Below are 18904 nucleotides of genomic sequence, written 5' to 3'. Positions count from 1 at the left end.
GGTGGCCCTCTGAGTCCTAGCCATCGGCGGGCACTGGTCGCCCGGGGGCGCGCGCGGCAGGGTGAAAGCACATCCATGACAGACGAGAGGTGACTGACCAGTGCGCTATCGCACCCTTGGAACGGGCGGCCCGCAGGTGTCGGTGGTGGGGTTCGGCGCGATGAACGTGGCGCCCGTCTACGGCGGCGTCGAGGAGCGCGACGCCACGGAGACGCTCCTGGCCGCGCTGGACTCCGGTGTCACGTTCGTCGACACCGCCGACATCTACGGCGCCGGGTACAGCGAGACCCTGATCGGCCGCACGCTGGAGAAGCGGCGGGACGAGTACGTCCTCGCCACCAAGTTCGGCGGGAACCAGGACGCGGACGGCATCCTCGTCCCCGGCATGGGGCGGCCCGAGTACGTCCGGCGGGCCCTGGACGCCAGCCTGTCGCGGCTCCGGACCGACCACGTGGACCTGTACTACCTGCACCGCCTCGACCCCACGACCCCGATCGAGGAGACGGCCGGGGTGCTCGGCGAGCTCGTCCAGGCGGGGAAGATCGGCGGGTACGGGCTGTCGGAGGTGTCGGAGCGGACGCTGCGGCGCGCGCACGCCGTCCACCCCGTGACGGCGCTGCAGACCGAGTACTCGCCGCTCCAGCGGGCGCCGGAGAAGGAGCTGATCCTGGCGTGCGCGGAGCTGGGCGTCGCGTTCGTCGCCTACAGCCCGCTCGGGCGGGGCCTCCTCGGCGGCCAGGTCCGCGGCTTCGACGACCTGGAGGCGGGCGACTGGCGGCGCGGGAACCCGCGCTTCCAGGCCGGCAACGTGGAGCGCAACGTCTCGCTCGCGGACCGGGTGGCGGCGCTCGCCGCCGAGCAGGGCGTCACGGCGGCGCAGCTCGTGCTGGCCTGGCTGGTCGACCGCGGCGCGCTGCCGATCCCGGGGACCCGCAAGGCCGCGAACGCCCGCGCCAACGCCGCCGCCGGGGACCTGGCGCTGGACGCGCCGGTCTTCGCGCGGCTGGAGGAGATCGTCCCCCCGGACGCGGCGGCGGGCGCCCAGGGCAACGAGTCCTACCTCGCCAACCTCGACACCTGAGCCGGCCCCCACGCCGGAGCCACCGGACGGCCCGTCCCGGGATCGGGGCGGGCCGTCCGCGCGGTCAGCGGCGGGGACCGCCGCGCAGGCGGGAGAGGAGGTTGCGGGCCTTCTCCTGGTTGCGCGGGTCGTTGATGAACCGCTCCGCCTTCGCGCGGGCCTTCTGCGCCTGCGGGCTGCGGGCGAGCTGCTCCGCCTTGGCCCGCGCCTTCTGGCCCTGCGGGCCGTGCGCGAACTGCTCCGCCTTGGCCTTCGCCTTCTGCGCCTGCGGGCTCTGCGCGAGCCGCTCCGCCTTCGCCCGGGCCTTCTGCCCCTGCGGTCCCCGGACGAAATTCATGATCCGGTCGATGAGAGAAGCCATGTTCTTCCTCCTCGGCCTAGCTTCCCCAGTTCAACGCGTATCCCGGCCGGAAAGTTCGGGGCCGGGGCCCGCGGGGCGTCAGAACGCCTCGTCGAAGGCGACGGTGCCCTCCACACCGATCTGGTATGCCGACACGCGGCGCTCGAAGAAGTTCGACAGCTCCTGGACGTCCTGCAGCTCCATGAACGCGAACGGGTTCGCCGTCCCGTAGCGGACCGGCAGGCCGAGGCGGGCGAGCCGCTGGTCGGCGACGTACTCCAGGTAGGCGCGCATGTCGCCGGCGCTCATCCCGGGCAGGCCGTCGCCGCACAGGTCGCGCGCGAACGCCAGCTCCGCCTCGACGGCCTCCTCCAGCATCGTCGTGACCTGCGCGGTCAGCTCCGCGTCGAACAGCTCCGGCTCCTCCGCCCGGACGGTGTCGACGACGGAGAACGCGAACTCCATGTGCATGGACTCGTCCCGGAAGACCCAGTTCGTCCCGGACGCGAGGCCGTTCAGCAGGCCGCGGGAGCGCAGCCAGTACACGTAGGCGAACGCGCCGTAGAAGAACAGGCCCTCGATGCACGCGGCGAAGCAGATCAGGTTGAGCAGGAACGCGCGCCGGTCCGCGGCGGTGCGCAGCTCGTCCAGCGCGCCGAGCGAGTCGATCCAGCGGAAGCAGAACTCCGCCTTCGCCCGGATGGACGGGATGTGCTCGATCGCCGCGAACGCCCGGGCCCGCTCGTCCTGGTCGGGCAGGTAGGTGTCGAGGAGGGTCAGGTAGAACTGGACGTGCACGGCCTCCTCGAACAGCTGCCGCGACAGGTACAGCCGCGCCTCCGGCGCGTTGACGTGCTTGTAGAGATTGAGGACGAGGTTGTTCGCCACGATCGAGTCGCCGGTGGCGAAGAACGCGACGAGCCGGTTCACCAGGTGCAGCTCCGCCGGCGTGAGGCGGGCGAGATCGGCGAGGTCGGAGGCGAGGTCCACCTCCTCGACCGTCCAGGTGTTGCGGATCGCGGCGCGGTAGCGCGCGTAGAAGTCGGGATAGCGCATGGGCCGCAGGGTCAGGTCCATGCCGGGGTCGAGCAGCGGCATTACTGGCACGCCTCGCAGGTCTCGGGGTTCTCCAGGGAGCAGACCGCCGCGGCGACGGTCGTCTGCGCGATCCGCGTGGCGGGCCGGGAACGCAGGTAGTAGGTGGTCTTGAGGCCGCTGCGCCACGCGTAGGCGTACATCGAGGACAGCTTCCCGATCGTCGGCGTCTCCATGAACAGGTTCAGGGAGTGCGACTGGTCGATGTACGGGGTGCGGGCGGCGGCGAGGTCGATCAGGGCCTTCTGCGGCAGCTCCCAGGCCGTCCGGTAGAGGTCCCGCATCTCCTCGGGCAGGTCGACGAGGCCCTGGATCGAGCCGTTCGCCCGCTTGATCGCCTCGCGGACGGCGTCGTTCCACAGCCCGAGCGACTTCAGGTCCTCGACGAGGTACCCGTTGATCTGCAGGAACTCGCCGGACAGCGTCTCGCGCTTGAACAGGTTGGACACCTGCGGCTCGATGCACTCGTAGCAGCCCGCGATGGACGCGATCGTGGCGGTCGGCGCGATCGCGATCAGCAGCGAGTTGCGGAGCCCGACGTCGGCGATCCGGGCGCGGAGCGCGTCCCATTCGGCGGGACGGGTGGGCGCGGCGTCCGGGAAGTGGTCGATGTGCAGCTGGCCGCGCGCGGTGCGGGTCTCTGCGTAGGCGGGGAGCCGGCCGTGCGCCTCGGCGAGGTCGGCGGACGCGGCGTAGGCGGCGAGCGCGATCTCCTCGGCGATCCGGGTGGACAGCTCGCGGGCCTCGGCGGAGTCGAACGGGAGCCGGAGCGTGAAGAACACGTCGGCGAGACCCATGACGCCGAGGCCGACGGGACGCCACTTCCGGTTCGCCGTTTCCGCCTCGGGCGTCGGGTAGAAGCCGCGGTCGATGGTGCGGTCCAGGAACCGGACGGCGGTGCGGACGGTCGCGCGGAGCCGGTCCCAGTCGATCCCGGACGGCGACACGTGCGCGGCCAGGTTCACCGACCCGAGGTTGCACACCGCCGCCTCGTTGTCGCCCGTGACCTCCAGGATCTCGGTGCACAGGTTCGACAGGTGGACGGTCCGGCCCGGCTCGGCGGTCTGGTTGCAGGCCCGGTTCGCGGCGTCCTTGAAGGTCATCCAGCCGTTGCCGGTCTCCGCGAGCGTCCGCATCATCCGCCCGTACAGCTTCCGCGCCGGGACCTGCCGGACGTACCGGCCCTCCTTTTCGGCCGCCCGGTACGCGGCGTCGAAGGCGTCGCCCCACAGGTCCGTCAGCTCCGGGACCTCCTTCGGGTCGAACAGCGACCACGTCCCGTCCGCCTCGACGCGGCGCATGAACTCGTCCGGGATCCAGTTCGCCAGGTTCAGGTCGTGGGTGCGGCGCGCCTCCTCGCCGGTGTTGTCGCGCAGTTCGAGGAACTCCTCGACGTCGGCGTGCCACGGCTCCAGGTACACGCACGCGGCGCCCTTGCGGCGGCCGCCCTGGTTGACGGCGGCGACGGACGCGTCCAGCGTGCGCAGCCACGGGACGATCCCGTTCGAGTGCCCGTTCGTCCCCCGGATCAGCGACCCGCGCGACCGGACCCGCGTCCACGAGATCCCGATCCCGCCCGCGTACTTGCTGAGCCGCGCGACCTGCCCGTACCGCTCGTAGATCGCCTCCAGCTCGTCGCGCGGCGAGTCCAGCAGGAAGCACGACGACAGCTGCGGGCGCCGCGCCGCGGAGTTGAACAGGGTCGGCGAGCTGGGCAGATAGGACAGCGTGCTGAGCAGCCGGTACAGCTCGGCGGCCTCGTCGACGGTGTCGGACAGGCCCACGGCCACCCGCAGGAAGAAGTGCTGCGGGCGCTCCAGGACGAGCCGGGTCCGCGGATGCCGCAGCAGGTACCGGTCGTAGAGGGTGCGGAGCCCGAAGTATCCGAACCGGTCGTCCGCCTCCTCGACCGCGCCTCCCGAGGGGGGGCGACCCCCCGCGCCCCCCGGACCCTCGTCGATGAGGCGGTCCAGCGCGGCGGCGTTCTCGGCGACGAACGCGGCGGGGCCGTCGGCGAGGAGGCCCTCGGCGTGCGCGGCGGCGACGGACTCCGCGAAGCCCCGGACGCCGGCCTCGGCGGTCTCGTCGCGGATCCGGGCGGCCAGCAGCCGCGCGGCGACCCGGGAGTACCCCGGCTCCACCGCGACCAGCGCGGCGGCCTCCCCGATCGCCAGGTCCCGCAGGGCGGCGGCGCTCGCGCCGTCCCCGGCCCGGACCGCGCCGAGCACCCGTTCCGGCGCGGTCCCCTCGACACCGGCGCAGGCCGCGGCGACCTCGGCCGCGATCCCCCCGGCGGCCGGCGCCTCCGCAGGCATGGTGACTGTCACGTTCTCTCCCCTCGTGAGACGGCCTCGCGAGGGCATGCGAACGGGCGCGGCGGCAGGCTGCCGCGCACCGTCCCCCGGCTCACCCGCGAAGCCTCGGACGTACGGCGTGCATGGCAGGTCTTCGGACTCGCGGGCACCCGCGCCTCCTGCCGGAGGCACGACCTACTGGCCGTCGCTTCCCGATCCGGACGATCCGGTTCAGTGCCTGTGACGGCGGTCGTTCCCGCTCACCGCTGCGGGGCAGTCCCGGACTTGCACCGGGTTCCCTCTTACGACGCCCCCGCCGCGAGCGGCGGGGGCGAACCAGCACGGGATTGAACCCTACATCTTGTTGATCCTCATTGCGCAACCCCAACATGTAGGGTGCGTCGGGATCGGATCGCGGGGGTCGGATGCGCGCCCGCGGACCGTGGTGGGACGATGTCCCCGTCATGTCCCCGCGTCCCAGGCAGCCGGCCTTCCGCACCGCGCGCGCGGTCGTCTTCGCGACCGTGTGCGTCGCGCTCGCGACCGTCGGCCACGACCTGGCGTCGCACGAGCCGGTGCCGGGCTGGGCGGTGCTCGCCGGGTTCGGCGCGGCCCTCGCCGTCGCCGCCGCCCTCGCCGGCCACGAGCGCTCCCTCCCGACGATCATGGGCGGGCTGCTCGGCGGCCAGTTCGCGCTGCACACGCTGTTCGCGAGCGCGACCGAGGGCATGCGCGACTGCGACACCGCCGCGCACGCGGGACACGCCGCCGCGACGCCCGCGATGCACGGCTCCGGCACGTCCATGACCGTCGCGCACGTCGCCGCCGCCGTGGTCGCGGCCTGGTGGCTGCGGCGCGGCGAGCGGGCCGCGTGGTCCCTCGCGCGGCGCCTCGCGTCCGCCGCCGACCGCCCGATCCGGCTGCTGCTCGCGCTGCTGCTGATCGAACCGGCGGAGCGCCCGCTGCGTACCCCGGTGGTGCCGGTGGCGGCCGGCGCGATCGCCACGGGACGCGCGCTCCGGCACCAGGTCGTCCGGCGGGGACCCCCTCCGCGTTCGAGGGCGCTCGCCCACCTCTGAGCGAGCGCCGTACGTCACCGGCCGCCGGATCCCGGCGCCCGGCCCTTCCCGTACGACTCGAACGGAGTTCCGTCTTGCCTTCCCGCACGCATGCCCGCCGGCTCGGCACGCTCGCCGTCCTCGCCGGCGCCGGCGTGGTCGCGTTCGCGACCGCCGCGTCCGCGCACGTCACCGTCAACCCGAAGACCGCCGAGCAGGGCTCCTACGCCAAGGTCTCGTTCCGGGTGCCGAACGAGGAGGACAACGCCGCCACCACCAAGCTCGTGGTGAACCTCCCCACCGACCACCCGCTCGCGTCGGTGTCGGTGCGGCCCGTCCCCGGCTGGACGGCGAAGGTCGTCGAGTCCACGCTGCCGAAGCCGATCAAGACCGAGGGCGGCGAGCTGACCAAGGCCGTCACGCAGATCACCTGGTCCGGCGGCAGGATCGAGCCCGGCCAGTTCCAGGAGTTCGACGTCTCGCTCGGCCCGCTGCCGACCGACACCGACACGTTGACGTTCAAGGCCGACCAGACCTACTCCGACGGCCAGGTCGTCAAATGGGAGCAGGACCCGGGCGACGGCACCAACGAGCCCGAGCACCCGGCGCCCACGCTCAAGCTGACGCCCAAGGGCGCCACCGACACCGCAGCCGCCGGGCTCACCGCCCGGTCCAAGCCCGCCGCCAAGGCGGAGGCGAGCACCGACGACGGCACCGCCCGCTTGCTCGGCGGCGCCGGCATCGGCGTCGGCGTGATCGGCATCGCGGTCGGCGGCTACGGCCTGTCCCGGGCGCGGAGCCGGGCGTGAGCCGGGCCGTCCGGCGCACCGCCGCCGGCGCCGCCGCGGCCCTCGCCGCGCTGGCGCTGACCGCCCCGCCCGCCTCCGCCCATACGTCGCTGACCGGCGCGAACCCCGCCGCGAACGCGACGGTCGCGCCGCCGTCCCAGATCGTCCTGACGTACGCCGACCCGGTGCAGCTGCCGCAGGTCGTGCTGACGGACGCCGGCGGCGGGCGGCACGAGGCGGGCAAGGCCCAGGCGGTGGACAACAAGGTCACCGAGGCGGTGAAGGGCACGCTGCCGAACGGTGTGTACACGGTCGGCTGGCGCGTCGTGTCGCCGGACGGCCACCCGATCAGCGGCACCTACACGTTCACCGTCACCGGGTCCACCGGCGCCGCCGGCGCCGCCGGCGCCGCGCCCGGGGCGACCGCGCCCGCCGCGAAGGCCGCCGGGAACGGCTCCGGCGGCTCGTCCGGCTGGCTGTGGATCGGCCTGGCCGCCGCCGTCGTGGTGGTCGCGGGCGGCGGGCTCGCCTGGTACCGCCGAACCTCGGGAGAATCCCCGGAGAAATGATCATCGGTCTTCCGGTCGGGTGATTACAGCGTTACAGTGATTACCCGACCGGAAGATCATCCCTGGGGGCCCAGTGATCGTCGAGTACATCCGCTACCGGATCGATCGGGCGAGGGCGGAGGAGTTCGAAGCCGCCTACGCCCGCGCCGCCGTCCCGCTCGCCGCCGCCCCGCAGTGCGTCGACTACGAGCTGACCCGCTGCGTCGACGAGCCCGAGTGCTACATCCTGCGGATCCGCTGGACGTCCGCCGAGGACCACTCCCAGGGCTTCCGCTCCGGCGAGCACTTCCCCGCCTTCTTCGCCGAGATCAAGCCGTACGTCCAGCAGATCGAGGAGATGCGGCACTACGAGGCGACCCCCGTCCACGGCAAGGGCTCGTCCGTCCCCACCATGTACGACTGGGCCGGCGGCGCCGACGCCCTCCAGCGCCTCACCGAGGTCTTCTACACCGCCGTCCTCAAGGACGACCTGCTCCGCCCCCTCTTCGAGCACATGGCCCCGGACCACCCGAAATGGGTCGCGATCTGGCTGGGCGAGGTGTTCCGCGGCCCCGAGCGCTACAGCCGCGAGCGCGGCGGCTACCACCACATGGTCCGGCAGCACCTCGGCAAGGCGATCACCGAGGCGCAGCGCCGCCGCTGGGTGAGCCTGCTCATGGACGCGGCGGACGAGGCCGGACTGCCCGCCGACCCCGAGTTCCGCGCCGCGTTCGCGTCCTACATCGAGTGGGGCACCCGCATCGCGCTGGCGAACTCCCAGCCGGGCGCGACCCCGCCCCTCGAAGCGCCCATGCCCCACTGGAGCTGGGGCGAAGCCCCGCCCTACACCCCCGCCAAGTAGCGGCTGCGCCGCTACCGCGCGGCCAGATCGACCACCGCCTCGCGGGCCTCGGCGAGTGACCGTGCCGCCATTTCCCTGAATCGCGCCAGATGCGGGACGAGGTCGGCGAGGGTCATTTCGGCATTGACGAAGGACACGCCGTCCTCGGCGACACCGAGATTGCCGAAATAGGCCCGCAGATAGGGCTCCTGGAAATCGAAGCCCTCGCGCGGCGTACCGGGACCGTACGCGCCGCCGCGCGCCGTCACGACGACGACCCGCTTGCCGTGCAGCAGGCTCCGGCCCGTGTCCGGGTCGGTGTACGCGCCAGGAAAGGTGATCCGGTCGATCCACGCCTTGAGCGACGCGGGGATCGAGAAGTTGTACATCGGAGCGCCGATCACAACCGTTCCGGCGTCCAGGAACTGCTCGATCAGCGGCAGGGTCAACGACCATTCGCGTTCCTCGGCGGCGCCCTCGACGAGCGCGTCGACCTTCGCGGGCGGGACGTAGCCGTTCTTCTCGACGCGGCGTCCGAGCTCGCAGTAGGCCGCCGAGATCGGCGGCACCGGATCGGCGACGAGATCGCGGTACCGGTAGCCGGACGTCCCGTGCCGTTCCCGCCACGCGTCCGCGAACCGCGCGGACAGGCGCCGGGTGATGGAGTCGCCGGAGTGGCTGGAGTCCAGGTGCAGCAGCGAGGTGACCTGGTCGTGGGCCGATAGCATGGTGGAGCGCGTCTCCTTCGCTCTCGTGTCGTCCTTGTTCCCACAGCTATGACGACCCGCGCCGACGAAAGGGGACCAATGGACGAGCAGGTGCTGGCCGAGCGGTTCGACGAGTGCCGCGGCCACCTGCGGGCGGTCGCGTACCGGATGCTCGGCTCGCTGGACGAGGCCGACGACGCCGTCCAGGAGACGTGGCTGCGGGCGTCCCGGGCGGGCGCCGGGGACGTCGCGAACCTGCCCGGCTGGCTGACCACGATCGCCGGGCGGATCTGCCTCGACATGCTGCGGTCGCGGCGGCGCCGCGGCGAGGACCCCGGCGGCCTCCACGGCCTGGACGGGCCGGAGCGCGCCGGGGGCGACCCCGAGGAGGAGGCGGTCCTCGCCGACTCGGTGGGGCTGGCGATGCTCGTCGTCCTGGACCGCCTCGGCCCCGCCGAGCGCGTCGCGTTCGTGCTGCACGACCTGTTCGCCGTGCCGTTCGCGGAGATCGCCGGGATCGTCGAGCGGACACCGGAGACCACGAAGAAGCTGGCCAGCCGGGCCCGGCAGCGCGTCCATGGGTCGCCGTCGGTGCCCGCCGCCGACCTCGCGCGGCAGCGGGAGGCCGTGTCGGCGTTCCTCGCCGCGTCCCGCTCCGGCGACATGGACGCGCTGCTCGCGGTCCTCGCGCCGGACGCGTTCCGGCGCGCCGAGGGTGCGGCGGAGGTCCGCGGCGCCCGCCGCATCGCCGGGGAGACGCTCGCCAACCCCGTCCGCGCCCGGAACGCCCGTCTCGCCCTGGTGGACGGCGCGGTCGGCGTCGTCGTCGCCCCCCGCGGGCGCCTCGCGGCCGTCCTCCAGGTCGCCGTGGAGGACGGCCGCATCGCCGGCTTCACCGTGATCAGCGACCCGGCCCGCCTACACCGCCTCCGCCTCGCCCTCCTGCACTGACTTGCGGACGAGGAGGTGGCCCTGGCGGTGGCGCTCGCCTTCGCCGGGCTCGCGGCGGAGCCGCGCGACCTCGGCGAAGCCGGCGCCGGCCGCCAGGTCGGCGAGGGCGTCGATGGGCCAGCGGGTCGCCGGCGCCACCTTGTGGTCGAACGGGACGGGCTCGGCGGTGTCGGACGCGAAGAAGCCGAGCAGCAGGTGCCCGCCGGGCGCCAGCATCCGGTGGAACGCGGCGAGCAGGCCGGGCACGTCCGCCACCGGCGCGTGGATGATCGAGTACCAGGCGAGGACGCCGCCGAGCTCGCCGTCGCGGACGTCCACCTCGGTCATCGGGACGTGGTCGAACCGGACGCCCGGGTGGGCCGCGCGGGCGATCCGGATCATCTCCGCGGACACGTCGGCGCCGAACGCGTCGCAGCCGAGCGAGCGCAGGTGGGCGGTGAGGTGCCCGGGGCCGCAGCCGAGGTCGGCGACCGGCCCGGCGTCCCGGACGAGCCGCCCGAACGCGTTGATCATCCCGAGGTCGAACGGCATGTCGAGGAACGCGGTGCCGAACAGGTCGGCGTACAGGTCCGCGACGGAGTCGTAGCCGGCGCGGGTGGTGGCGAGGTGGGAGGCGATCATGCTCACCGACCCTACGGCGATCGGCGACCGCGGCAACCGGGTACGACTACCCCCGTTCGGGGGTGGCGTGGGTCACTCTGGATGTCCGACCATGCCCCTGACCACGCCTTTCGGGCGGCGGCGTCCCGGGAGACCGGGGGCCGCCCGTGGGGCGGGAGTGCCAGGTGTCCGTGCGGCTACGAGGAGAGACCATGCCCGCAGTCGAGTTCCGTGCGGCGCGCGACTTCCTGCTCGCGCATCGCGACGACTACGCGACCGCGTACGAGAAGTTCCGCTGGCCGGTGCTGACCGGGTTCAACTGGGCGCTCGACTGGTTCGACAAGATCGCCGAGGGGAACGACGCGCCCGCGCTGTGGATCGTCGAGGAGGACGGCGCGGAGGAGCGGTACTCGTTCGCGCAGCTCGCGCGGCGGTCGAACCAGGTCGCGAACATGCTGCGCGCGGCCGGGGTGCGGCGCGGCGACCGGATCGTGCTGATGCTCGGGAACCAGGTCGAGCTGTGGGAGACGGTCCTCGCGGCGATGAAGCTCGGCGCGGTGCTGATCCCGTGCACGCCGCTGCTCGGCCCGGCGGACCTCCAGGACCGGCTGACGCGGGGACGGGCCCGCCACGTGGTGGCGGGCTCGTCCGACGCCGGGAAGTTCGCCGGGCTGGACGGCGAGTTCACCCGGATCGCGGTCGGCGAGCCGGTCGACGGGTGGCTGCGGTACGCCGACGCCTACGACGGAAGCGACGTGTTCTCCCAGTACGGGATGACGATGTCGTCGGACACGCTGCTGCTGTACTTCACGTCCGGGACGACGGCGCAGCCGAAGCTGGTCGAGCACACGCACGCGTCGTACCCGGCGGGGCACCTGTCGACGATGTACTGGCTCGGGCTGCGGCCCGGGGACGTCCACCTGAACATCTCGTCGCCGGGGTGGGCGAAGCACGCGTGGAGCAACATCTTCGCGCCGTGGAACGCCGAGGCGTGCGTGTTCATCTTCAACTACACGCGGTTCGACGCCGACCGGCTGCTGGACGCGATGGAGCGGTGCGGCGTGACGAGCTTCTGCGCGCCGCCGACGGTGTGGCGGATGCTGATCCAGTCCGACCTCGGCCGGCTGCCGACGCCGCCGCGCGAGGTGGTCGCGGCGGGCGAGCCGCTGAACCCCGAGGTCATCCAGCGGGTGAAGGACGCGTGGGGCCGGACGATCCGGGACGGGTTCGGGCAGACCGAGACGACCGTCCAGATCGCGAACACGCCCGGCCAGGAGGTGAAGCCGGGCTCGATGGGACGTCCCGTGCCGGGCTACGCGGTGGCGCTGATCGACCCGGTGACCGGGGAGCGGGGCGAGGAGGGCGAGATCTGCCTCGACCTGGAGGACCGGCCGCTCGGGCTGATGACGGGCTACCACGGGGACGAGGCGCGGACCGAGGAGGCGATGGCGGGCGGTTTCTACCACACCGGCGACATCGGCTCCCGGGACGCGGACGGCTACATCACCTATGTCGGGCGCGCGGACGACGTGTTCAAGGCGTCCGACTACAAGATCTCCCCGTTCGAGCTGGAGAGCGTGCTGATCGAGCATCCGGCGGTGGCGGAGGCGGCGGTGGTGCCGTCGCCGGACCCGGTGCGGCTCGCGGTGCCGAAGGCGTACGTGACGCTCGCGGCGGGCTGGGAGCCGACCGCGGAGACCGCGAGGGCGATCTTCGAGCACAGCCGGGCGCAGCTGTCCCCGTACAAGCGGCTGCGGCTGCTGGAGTTCGGCGAGCTGCCGAAGACGATCTCCGGGAAGATCCGCCGGGTGGAGCTGCGGACGGCGGAGATCGGCAAGCATCCGGGCGCGGACGACCGGCCGCCCGGGGAGTTCCGTGAGGAGGACCTGCGATGACGCTCTCCTACGCGTCGGGCGTCTCGGCGACGCCGCTGCTCGGCGACACGATCGGCGCCAACCTGGACGCGACGGTCGCCGCGTTCGCCGACCGCGAGGCCGTGGTGGACATGGCGTCCGGGCGGCGCTGGACCTACGACCAGTTCGCCGCCGACGTCGACGCGGTCGCGCTCGGGCTGCGGGACCTCGGCGTGACGAAGGGCGACCGGGTCGGGATCTGGGCGCCGAACTGCGCGGAGTGGATGCTGGTCCAGTACGCGACGGCGAAGCTCGGCGCGATCCTGGTCAACATCAACCCGGCGTACCGGGTGCACGAGCTGGAGTTCGTGCTGAACCAGGCGGGGATCCGCACGCTCGTCGCGGCGCCGTCGTTCAAGACGTCCGACTACGCGGCGATGATCGAGGAGGTGCGGCCGCGCTGCGCCGCGCTGGCCGACGTGGTCCTCATCGGCACGGACGCGTGGGACGCGCTGGTGGAGACGGGGCGGGCCGGCGACCGGCACCTGCTGCACGGCATCGGCGAGGGCCTCGGCGCGGACGACCCGATCAACATCCAGTACACGTCGGGGACGACCGGGTTCCCGAAGGGCGCGACGCTGTCGCACCACAACATCCTGAACAACGGGTTCTTCGTCGGGGAGCTGTGCGGCTACGACGAGGAGGACCGGATCTGCGTGCCGGTGCCCTTCTACCACTGCTTCGGCATGGTGATGGGGAACCTCGCGGCGACCAGCCACGGCGCGTGCATCGTCATCCCGGCGCCCGCGTTCGACCCGAAGGCGACGCTGGACGCGGTGGCGGCGGAGCGCTGCACGTCGCTGTACGGGGTGCCGACGATGTTCATCGCGGTGCTGAACGAGCCGTCCGCCGACGCCCTGGACCTGTCGAGCCTGCGCACCGGGATCATGGCGGGGTCGCCGTGCCCGGTGGAGGTGATGAAGCAGGTCATCGACCGGCTCGGGATGGCGGAGGTCGCGATCTGCTACGGCATGACGGAGACGTCGCCGGTGTCGACGCAGACCCGGGCGGGCGACTCCCTGGACCGCCGCGTGTCGACGGTCGGCACCGTGATGCCGCACCTGGAGATCAAGGTGGTGGACCCGGAGACGGGCGTGACCGTCCCGCGCGGCACTCCCGGGGAGTTCTGCACGCGCGGCTACTCGGTGATGCTCGGGTACTGGGAGGAGCCGGAGAAGACGGCCGAGGCGATCGACCCGGCCCGCTGGATGCACACCGGCGACCTGGCGGTGATGGACGACGAGGGCTACGTCAACATCACCGGCCGGATCAAGGACATGGTGATCCGCGGCGGCGAGAACGTGTACCCGCGCGAGATCGAGGAGTTCCTCTACACCCATCCCGACATCGTGGACGCGCAGGTCATCGGGGTCCCGGACGAGAAGTACGGCGAGGAGCTGATGGCGTGGGTGCGGCTGCGCGAGGGCGCGCCGGAGCTCACCGCCGAGGCGCTGCGCGAGTTCTGCCGCGGCAGGCTGGCGCACTTCAAGATCCCTCGCTACGTGCACGTCGTGGACGAGTTCCCGATGACGGTCACCGGGAAGATCCGCAAGGTGCAGATGCGGGCCGAGGCCGTGGACATCCTCGGGCTCGGCGACGTGGCTGCCCGGAAGCACGCGTGAGGTCCGGCCGGCGCGTTTTTCCGGGCGCGTGACCTTCCGTGATCGGTCCCGCGCGGGCATGCTGGGCGGCATGGGCGACGACGCCGGGGCGGTCCGGTCGGCGGTGCTGACGCTGCACCGCACGACCGGCCTGCCCATGGTGTTCGGCGGCGCCCTCAGCGGCCGGGACCGGCTGCGCATCACCGAGCTGGTCGGCAACACCACCGACTCGCTGAACGGCCTCGTCGTCCGGCACGGCAACGGGCTCGGCGGCAAGTCGATGGCGACGGGCCGGCCGGTGTGGGTGAGCAACTACCCGTGCGCGGCGTCCATCAGCCACGACTACGACAAGCCGGTCGGCCGCGAGGGGCTGCTGTCGATCGTGGCGGTGCCGGTGGTGGTGCGGCGGCGCGTCCGCGGCGTGCTGTATGGGGCGCTGCGCGAGCCGCTGTCGCTCGCCGACCGGATCGTCGGCGCGGCGGTGCAGGCGGCCCGCGACCTGGAGCAGGACCTCGCCGTCCGGGACCGTGCCGACGAGGCGCTGGCGTGGCGCCCGCCGGAGCCGCCGGACGCGGCGGCGCGGTGGGAGGAGGTCCGGGCGGTGCACGCCGAGCTGCGGGCGCTCGCCGAGCAGGTGGCGGACGGCCCGACCCGCGACCGGCTGCGCGCGATGACGCTGCGGCTCGCCGCCGCCGGGCTGGCCCCCGGCGCCGCCGGACCCGACCCGGACGCCGCGGGACCGGCGGTGCCGCCGCGTCCGGTGCTGTCGCCGCGCGAGCTGGACGTGCTGTCGTACGTCGCGATCGGCTGCACGAACGCGGAGGCCGCCGACCGCCTCGGGCTGCTGCCGGAGACGGTGAAGAGCTACCTGCGGTCGGCGATGCGCAAGCTCGACGCTCACACCCGGCTGGAGGCGGTGACGTCGGCGCGCCGCGCCGGGCTGCTGCCCTGACCCGGGGCCTGCTCGCGCCGCGCGGCGGCCCATCCGGCGAACCCGGCGGCGCACGCGGCGAGCGCGGTGCCCGCGAACACGGTCATCACGACGGTGAAGGCGTGCCGCGGCGTGCCGCCGAGGCCGAGGTACAGGGTGCCGAAGACGGCGACGCCCGCGACGGCCGACAGCTGCGAGTTGGTGTTGACGACGCCGCTGAGGTCGGGGGCGAACCGGGCCGGGACGTCGGCGGTGGCGCGCCCGAGCTGGGACGCGAAGCCGAGCCCGAGCCCGAGGCCGCCGAAGCCGAGCAGCACGACGAGGAGCGCCCCGTCCGCCCTGGTCAGGCCGATGGCGAGGTACGCGGCGGCGAGGATCAGGTAGCCGGCGACCGGGGCGTGGGCGGCGACGCGGGCCGGGAGGCGGGGCAGCAGCGGCCCGGCGACGCCGAACGCGGCGACCCACGACACGAGCACCAGGCCGGAGAACATCGCGCTCTTCCCGAGGCCCTGCTGCAGGTAGAGCGCGAGGGTGAACAGCATCGCGAAGTAGGTGGACGTCGCGAGCGCGATCGACGCGAGCGACCAGGCGACGACGGGCCGGGCGAGCACGCGCAGGTCGATCAGCGGCGTCCCGCCGCGCGCCGCGACGCGCCGCTGCCGCCGGACGAACAGCGCCAGCGCGGGGGCGCTCGCGGCGAGGCAGATCCACGTCCAGGCGGGCCAGCCGGCCTCGCGCCCGAAGATCAGCGGGACGGTCGCCAGCAGCGCGCTCCCCGACAGCAGCGCGACGCCGCCGAGGTCGAGCCGGCCGGAGCCGTTCCCGGCGTCCCGGGGCAGGAGGCGGGCGCCCGCCGCGAGCAGCGCGATCCCCGCCGGCACGTTCACCAGGAAGACGGGCCGCCAGCCGAGCCCGAACAGGTCGGCGGACACCACGACGCCGCCGAGGACCTGTCCCGCGACCGCGCCGCCGGACAGCGTCAGCACCAGCATGCCCTGCGCGCGCGCCCGCGCCTTACCGGTGAGGTGGATCTGGATGCCGGACAGCACCTGCGGCACCATCAGCGCGCCCGCCGCGCCCTGGACGAGCCGCGCCGCCGCCAGCGCCCCGGTGGCCGGTGCGAGGCCGCAGGCCAGCGACGCGGCGGTGAAGGCGGCGAGGCCGAGCAGGAACATCCGCCGGTGCCCGCGCGCCTGGCCGAGCCGCGCGCCGGTGACCAGCAGCACCGCGTAGGTCAGCGTGTAGCCGGACACGACCAGCTCCAGCGCGCCGCCGGACGGGTGCAGGTCGTCCTGGACGGACGGGCCCGCCACGTTCACGATCGCGGTGTCGACGTTCACCAGGAACTGGCCGAGGAACAGCACCGCGAGCATCCCGCGCGGATGCCGGACGCGGTCGTCTGTGGGAGTCATGACGGGACAACCCCGCGCGCGCACAACCCGTTGCGGAACCGGCGGCCGGCAGAGCCGACTGGACGGGCGGGGCGGGCGATCGGCCCGGCGACGGGGTCAGCCTTGATGGTGCGGCGGCACGCGCCGTCCAGTGCAGATCGGCCCCCGTGGCGCACTGCCTGGACGTAGCGACATCACCGCGCACCGGCTGCGCCGGGCCCTGATCGCTCGGCCGTCCCGCCGTACGCGCCGGCGGAGACGTCCGGCCCCCCATGTGCAAGGGAAAACCGTAACATCCCCGCGAACACGATTGTTCGTGAACAACCCGATCTACTGGGCGGAGACGCCGCGACCGGCTAGCGTTTGCGCCGTGAGCGGTGGCGGTGCGGACGCGCGTTCCGGCGGTGCGGGTGCAAGGCCCGGCGAGGCGGGGGGCGGGTCGCTGCCGCGCGGGCGGCACCATCTGAGCCGCGAGCAGGTCAGAGCGTCCCAGCGGCTCCGGCTGCTGGAGGGCATGACGGCGGCGGTCGGCGAGCGCGGCTACGCCCGCACGACGGTCGCGGACGTGCTGAAACGCGCGCGCGTGTCGCGCGAGACGTTCTACGAGCACTTCACCGACAAGCAGGAATGCTTCATGTCGGCGTACGAGCACGCCGCCGACCGCATCCTCGGCGTCGTGAACGAGGCGCTGAGCGCGCGCGACGAGCCGGTGATGGGCCGCCTAGAGCGCGCGCTGCGCGCCTACCTGCGGGAACTGGCGGCGGACGCGGCGGCGGCCCGCACGTTCCTGCTGGAGATCTACGCGGCGGGCCCGGCCGCCGCCGCGCTGCGGTACCGGGTGCAGCGCCGCTTCACCGAGGTCGTGGACGGGCTGCTGGCCGAGGACGAGCGGTTCCGCGCGCTGCCCGACCCGGAGTTCGCCTGCCGGATGCTCATCGGCGGCATCGCGTCGCTGGTCACCGGCCGCGTCGCGCTGGGCGAGCACGCGACCCTCCCGGCCCTCTGCACCCCGATCCTCGGGCACGTCCGCTCCCTCCTCGACCACTGACGCCGGGCCGGGGGGCGGTCGGGAGGAGGGCGGTCAGAAGTAGGTGCGGATGTAGTCGGTCACCACGGGATGCTCGGCGGCGGCGTCGTCGACGACCGGGATGAGCGTCCACTTGTCGAACGCGGTGCAGGGGTGGGACAGGCCGAGGCGGACGATGTCGCCGGGCTCGACGGACGCGTCCCGCAGGAAGGCGTGCTGGTCGTTCAGCGCGGTGACGCGCGCGCCCTCGACCGGCCCGGCGCCCTTGCCGCGGACGAGCTGCGGACGCGGCAGGCCCGAGTCGAACGGGACGTCGCGGCGCCCCACGTCCAGCAGCGCCAGAGCGGGCTCCGGCGCGGACACGACGCGGCCCCACGCGTGCATGGCCGGGCGCAGGTGCTCGCCGCCCGCTCCGGCGCCCCGGTCGAACGGCGTGATGTCCTGGTAGAAGCCGTCGTCGTGGACGAGGTACGCGCCGGACCGCAGCACCACCCGCGCGTCGAGCCCGCCGAGCACCTCGGCGACCTGGTCGAAGAAGGCGCTGCCGCCCGCCGTGACGACCGGGTCGTCCGTCTCGTAGGCGAGCCGCCCGTGCAGGTTCGCGAGCCGCCGCAGGTAGGCGTCGACGGCGTCGAGGCTCTCCGCGGACGCGTCGTGCGCGAGCGCGCCCTCGTAGCCGCCGATCCCGGCGAGCCGCAGCGACGGCGCCGCGCGGATCGCGTCGGCGACGGCCCGCGCCTCGCCGTCGTCGCGGACGCCCGTCCGGCCGTTCGGGCCGCCGAGCTCGACGCACACGTCCACGCGCCGCTGCGCCCGCGCGAGGTGCAGCGCCTCGTGCATCAGCTCGACGGACCGCACCGAGTCGGCCCAGCAGACGAACGCGAACTCGGGGTCGCCGTCCAGCTCGCCGGCCAGCCAGGCGAGGCCGGCGGGGTCGAGCGGCGCGCCCGCGAGCAGCAGGCGGCGGACGCCGAACGCGCGCGCGACGCGCAGCTGCGGGAACGTCGCGAGCGTGATGCCCCACGCGCCCGCGTCGAGCTGCCGGCGCCAGAGCGCGGGCGCCATCGTCGTCTTACCGTGCGGTGCGAGTTCCATACCGGTGGCGCTCACCCAGTCCGCCATCAACCGGACGTTGTGGTCGAGCGCTCCGCCGTCGAGCGTGAGCAGCGGCGTGCCGAAGTCGTCCAGCGGCAGCCGCGCGTCCCGCGCCTGCGCCACCGTCATGCCCTGCGCGGACGCCGGGATCGCCTTGAACCGCCAGTCGAGCGGCTCCCCGTCCAGCGCGTCCACGGCCGTGGTGTCGATCCCCGTCACCGGCATGCCCTCCCCTGTCGCCTCCGCCCGCCATGATCCTTCCCCGCGCCGCGCGGCGCGACCCCCGGGCGGGCCGCCCGCGCGCGGCGGCTCCGGCGGTGCGGGGCCGCGGGTACGCTGCGCTCCGGCATCGGCCGCCGGGAGGAGGGAACCCGATGAGCCAGAGCCTCGGACGCGGGCTGAGCATCCTGATCGAGCTCGGCGACGGCCCGCGCAACCTGGACGAGCTGGCCGGCAGGCTCGGCGTCCACAAGACGACCGTCCTGCGGCTGCTGCGCACGCTGGAGGCCGAGCGCTTCGTGCGCCGCGACGAGAACCACCGCTTCCATCTCGGCGCGCGGCTCGGGACGCTCGCCGCGCTCGCCGACGCCCCGGGCCGTCCCGGCGCCCGCGACGTGCGCGCCGTCGCGGCGCCGCACCTGGC

At 73.7% G+C, this 18904-nt stretch carries 18 protein-coding genes and 1 riboswitch; of the genes, 11 read left to right on the top strand and 7 right to left on the bottom strand.

Features of this window, described 5'->3' with window-relative positions; genetic code table 11:
• Positions 1 to 100 precede the first annotated feature (100 nt).
• Positions 101 to 1081, top strand: coding sequence for an aldo/keto reductase (locus amrb99_RS32680; protein WP_190863410.1), 981 nt, complete (start codon positions 101 to 103; stop codon positions 1079 to 1081).
• Between the two features lie 64 nt (positions 1082 to 1145).
• Here the strand turns inward: amrb99_RS32680 and amrb99_RS32675 are convergent, their stop codons facing one another.
• The 3 genes from amrb99_RS32675 to amrb99_RS32665 form a co-directional block, all read right to left on the bottom strand.
• Positions 1146 to 1442: a hypothetical protein gene (locus amrb99_RS32675; protein ID WP_190863408.1), complete on the bottom strand. Its 297-nt coding sequence runs from the start codon at positions 1440 to 1442 to the stop codon at positions 1146 to 1148.
• A gap of 78 nt (positions 1443 to 1520) precedes the next feature.
• Positions 1521 to 2519: a ribonucleotide-diphosphate reductase subunit beta gene (locus tag amrb99_RS32670; protein ID WP_190863406.1), complete on the bottom strand. Its 999-nt coding sequence runs from the start codon at positions 2517 to 2519 to the stop codon at positions 1521 to 1523.
• Positions 2519 to 4843 carry a ribonucleoside-diphosphate reductase subunit alpha gene (locus amrb99_RS32665; RefSeq protein ID WP_347256954.1) on the bottom strand — a complete coding sequence of 775 codons (2325 nt, stop codon included), beginning with the start codon at positions 4841 to 4843 and terminating at the stop codon, positions 2519 to 2521. The genes amrb99_RS32670 and amrb99_RS32665 overlap by 1 nt, the downstream gene beginning before the upstream one ends.
• Positions 4844 to 4937: 94 nt before the next feature.
• Positions 4938 to 5166: riboswitch (cobalamin riboswitch) on the bottom strand.
• 108 nt (positions 5167 to 5274) lie between these two features.
• Between amrb99_RS32665 and amrb99_RS32660 the strand changes: the two genes are divergently transcribed.
• The 4 genes from amrb99_RS32660 (at position 5275) to amrb99_RS53400 (ending at position 8066) form a co-directional block, all read left to right on the top strand.
• A complete protein-coding gene (locus tag amrb99_RS32660; RefSeq protein ID WP_190863404.1) occupies positions 5275 to 5889 on the top strand; it encodes a hypothetical protein in 615 nt (204 codons plus the stop codon).
• Between the two features lie 74 nt (positions 5890 to 5963).
• Positions 5964 to 6677, top strand: coding sequence for a YcnI family protein (locus tag amrb99_RS32655; RefSeq protein ID WP_190863402.1), 714 nt, complete (start codon positions 5964 to 5966; stop codon positions 6675 to 6677).
• A complete protein-coding gene (locus tag amrb99_RS32650; RefSeq protein ID WP_347256953.1) occupies positions 6674 to 7225 on the top strand; it encodes a copper resistance CopC family protein in 552 nt (183 codons plus the stop codon). The genes amrb99_RS32655 and amrb99_RS32650 overlap by 4 nt, the downstream gene beginning before the upstream one ends.
• 73 nt (positions 7226 to 7298) lie before the next feature.
• On the top strand, positions 7299 to 8066 hold the full coding sequence (locus amrb99_RS53400; RefSeq protein WP_190863400.1) for an antibiotic biosynthesis monooxygenase: 768 nt from the start codon (positions 7299 to 7301) through the stop codon (positions 8064 to 8066).
• Positions 8067 to 8077: 11 nt separating this feature from the next.
• On the opposite strand, the gene amrb99_RS32640 is transcribed toward amrb99_RS53400, so the two are convergent.
• Entirely contained in the window at positions 8078 to 8899 is an 822-nt protein-coding gene (locus amrb99_RS32640) for an NAD(P)H-dependent oxidoreductase (RefSeq protein ID WP_347256952.1), read from the bottom strand.
• Here amrb99_RS32640 and amrb99_RS32635 point away from each other — a divergent pair.
• Positions 8852 to 9703, top strand: a complete 852-nt coding sequence (locus amrb99_RS32635) for a sigma-70 family RNA polymerase sigma factor (protein ID WP_190863398.1) — start codon at positions 8852 to 8854, stop codon at positions 9701 to 9703. The genes amrb99_RS32640 and amrb99_RS32635 overlap by 48 nt on opposite strands.
• On the opposite strand, the gene amrb99_RS32630 is transcribed toward amrb99_RS32635, so the two are convergent.
• Positions 9671 to 10324: a class I SAM-dependent methyltransferase gene (locus amrb99_RS32630; RefSeq protein WP_190863396.1), complete on the bottom strand. Its 654-nt coding sequence runs from the start codon at positions 10322 to 10324 to the stop codon at positions 9671 to 9673. The two genes, amrb99_RS32635 and amrb99_RS32630, sit on opposite strands and share 33 nt — an antisense overlap.
• 191 nt (positions 10325 to 10515) lie before the next feature.
• On the opposite strand from amrb99_RS32630, the gene amrb99_RS32625 reads away from it, so the two are divergent.
• From amrb99_RS32625 to amrb99_RS32615, 3 genes are all read left to right on the top strand, one after another.
• A complete protein-coding gene (locus amrb99_RS32625) occupies positions 10516 to 12198 on the top strand; it encodes an AMP-binding protein (RefSeq protein WP_190863394.1) in 1683 nt (560 codons plus the stop codon).
• On the top strand, positions 12195 to 13838 hold the full coding sequence (locus tag amrb99_RS32620) for an AMP-binding protein (RefSeq protein WP_190863391.1): 1644 nt from the start codon (positions 12195 to 12197) through the stop codon (positions 13836 to 13838). Before amrb99_RS32625 ends, amrb99_RS32620 begins: the two co-directional genes overlap by 4 nt.
• Before the next feature lie 70 nt (positions 13839 to 13908).
• Positions 13909 to 14769: a helix-turn-helix transcriptional regulator gene (locus amrb99_RS32615; RefSeq protein WP_190863389.1), complete on the top strand. Its 861-nt coding sequence runs from the start codon at positions 13909 to 13911 to the stop codon at positions 14767 to 14769.
• Here amrb99_RS32615 and amrb99_RS32610 read toward each other — a convergent pair.
• Positions 14715 to 16160 (bottom strand): MFS transporter, encoded by a 1446-nt coding sequence (locus amrb99_RS32610; RefSeq protein WP_206700191.1) that lies wholly within the window; start codon positions 16158 to 16160, stop codon positions 14715 to 14717. The two genes, amrb99_RS32615 and amrb99_RS32610, sit on opposite strands and share 55 nt — an antisense overlap.
• A gap of 349 nt (positions 16161 to 16509) precedes the next feature.
• Here amrb99_RS32610 and amrb99_RS32605 point away from each other — a divergent pair, with 349 nt between their 5' ends.
• Positions 16510 to 17187, top strand: coding sequence for a TetR/AcrR family transcriptional regulator (locus amrb99_RS32605; RefSeq protein WP_190863387.1), 678 nt, complete (start codon positions 16510 to 16512; stop codon positions 17185 to 17187).
• Positions 17188 to 17220: 33 nt separating this feature from the next.
• Here the strand turns inward: amrb99_RS32605 and amrb99_RS32600 are convergent, their stop codons facing one another.
• A complete protein-coding gene (locus tag amrb99_RS32600) occupies positions 17221 to 18486 on the bottom strand; it encodes an alanine racemase (RefSeq protein ID WP_190863385.1) in 1266 nt (421 codons plus the stop codon).
• Positions 18487 to 18635: 149 nt separating this feature from the next.
• Here amrb99_RS32600 and amrb99_RS32595 point away from each other — a divergent pair.
• Positions 18636 to 18904: helix-turn-helix domain-containing protein (locus tag amrb99_RS32595; RefSeq protein WP_190863383.1), on the top strand; the 269-nt coding region annotated here is incomplete at its 3' end.

It is taken from the genome of Actinomadura sp. RB99 (assembly GCF_014706005.1).
Classification (GTDB): Bacteria; Actinomycetota; Actinomycetes; order Streptosporangiales; family Streptosporangiaceae; genus Spirillospora.
This window is presented reverse-complemented; position numbering and strand designations above follow the sequence as displayed.

What these genes read in the sequence shown, in the direction of transcription:
- amrb99_RS32625 (WP_190863394.1), top strand. Translation starts at nt 10,516, where the DNA reads ATGCCCGCAGTCGAGTTCCGTGCGGCGCGCGACTTCCTGCTCGCGCAT.
- amrb99_RS32620 (WP_190863391.1), top strand. Translation starts at nt 12,195, where the DNA reads ATGACGCTCTCCTACGCGTCGGGCGTCTCGGCGACGCCGCTGCTCGGC.
- amrb99_RS32615 (WP_190863389.1), top strand. Translation starts at nt 13,909, where the DNA reads ATGGGCGACGACGCCGGGGCGGTCCGGTCGGCGGTGCTGACGCTGCAC.
- amrb99_RS32675 (WP_190863408.1), bottom strand. Translation starts at nt 1,442, where the DNA reads ATGGCTTCTCTCATCGACCGGATCATGAATTTCGTCCGGGGACCGCAG.
- amrb99_RS32635 (WP_190863398.1), top strand. Translation starts at nt 8,852, where the DNA reads ATGGACGAGCAGGTGCTGGCCGAGCGGTTCGACGAGTGCCGCGGCCAC.
- amrb99_RS32600 (WP_190863385.1), bottom strand. Translation starts at nt 18,486, where the DNA reads ATGCCGGTGACGGGGATCGACACCACGGCCGTGGACGCGCTGGACGGG.
- amrb99_RS32610 (WP_206700191.1), bottom strand. Translation starts at nt 16,160, where the DNA reads ATGACTCCCACAGACGACCGCGTCCGGCATCCGCGCGGGATGCTCGCG.
- amrb99_RS32660 (WP_190863404.1), top strand. Translation starts at nt 5,275, where the DNA reads ATGTCCCCGCGTCCCAGGCAGCCGGCCTTCCGCACCGCGCGCGCGGTC.
- amrb99_RS32630 (WP_190863396.1), bottom strand. Translation starts at nt 10,324, where the DNA reads ATGATCGCCTCCCACCTCGCCACCACCCGCGCCGGCTACGACTCCGTC.
- amrb99_RS32670 (WP_190863406.1), bottom strand. Translation starts at nt 2,519, where the DNA reads ATGCCGCTGCTCGACCCCGGCATGGACCTGACCCTGCGGCCCATGCGC.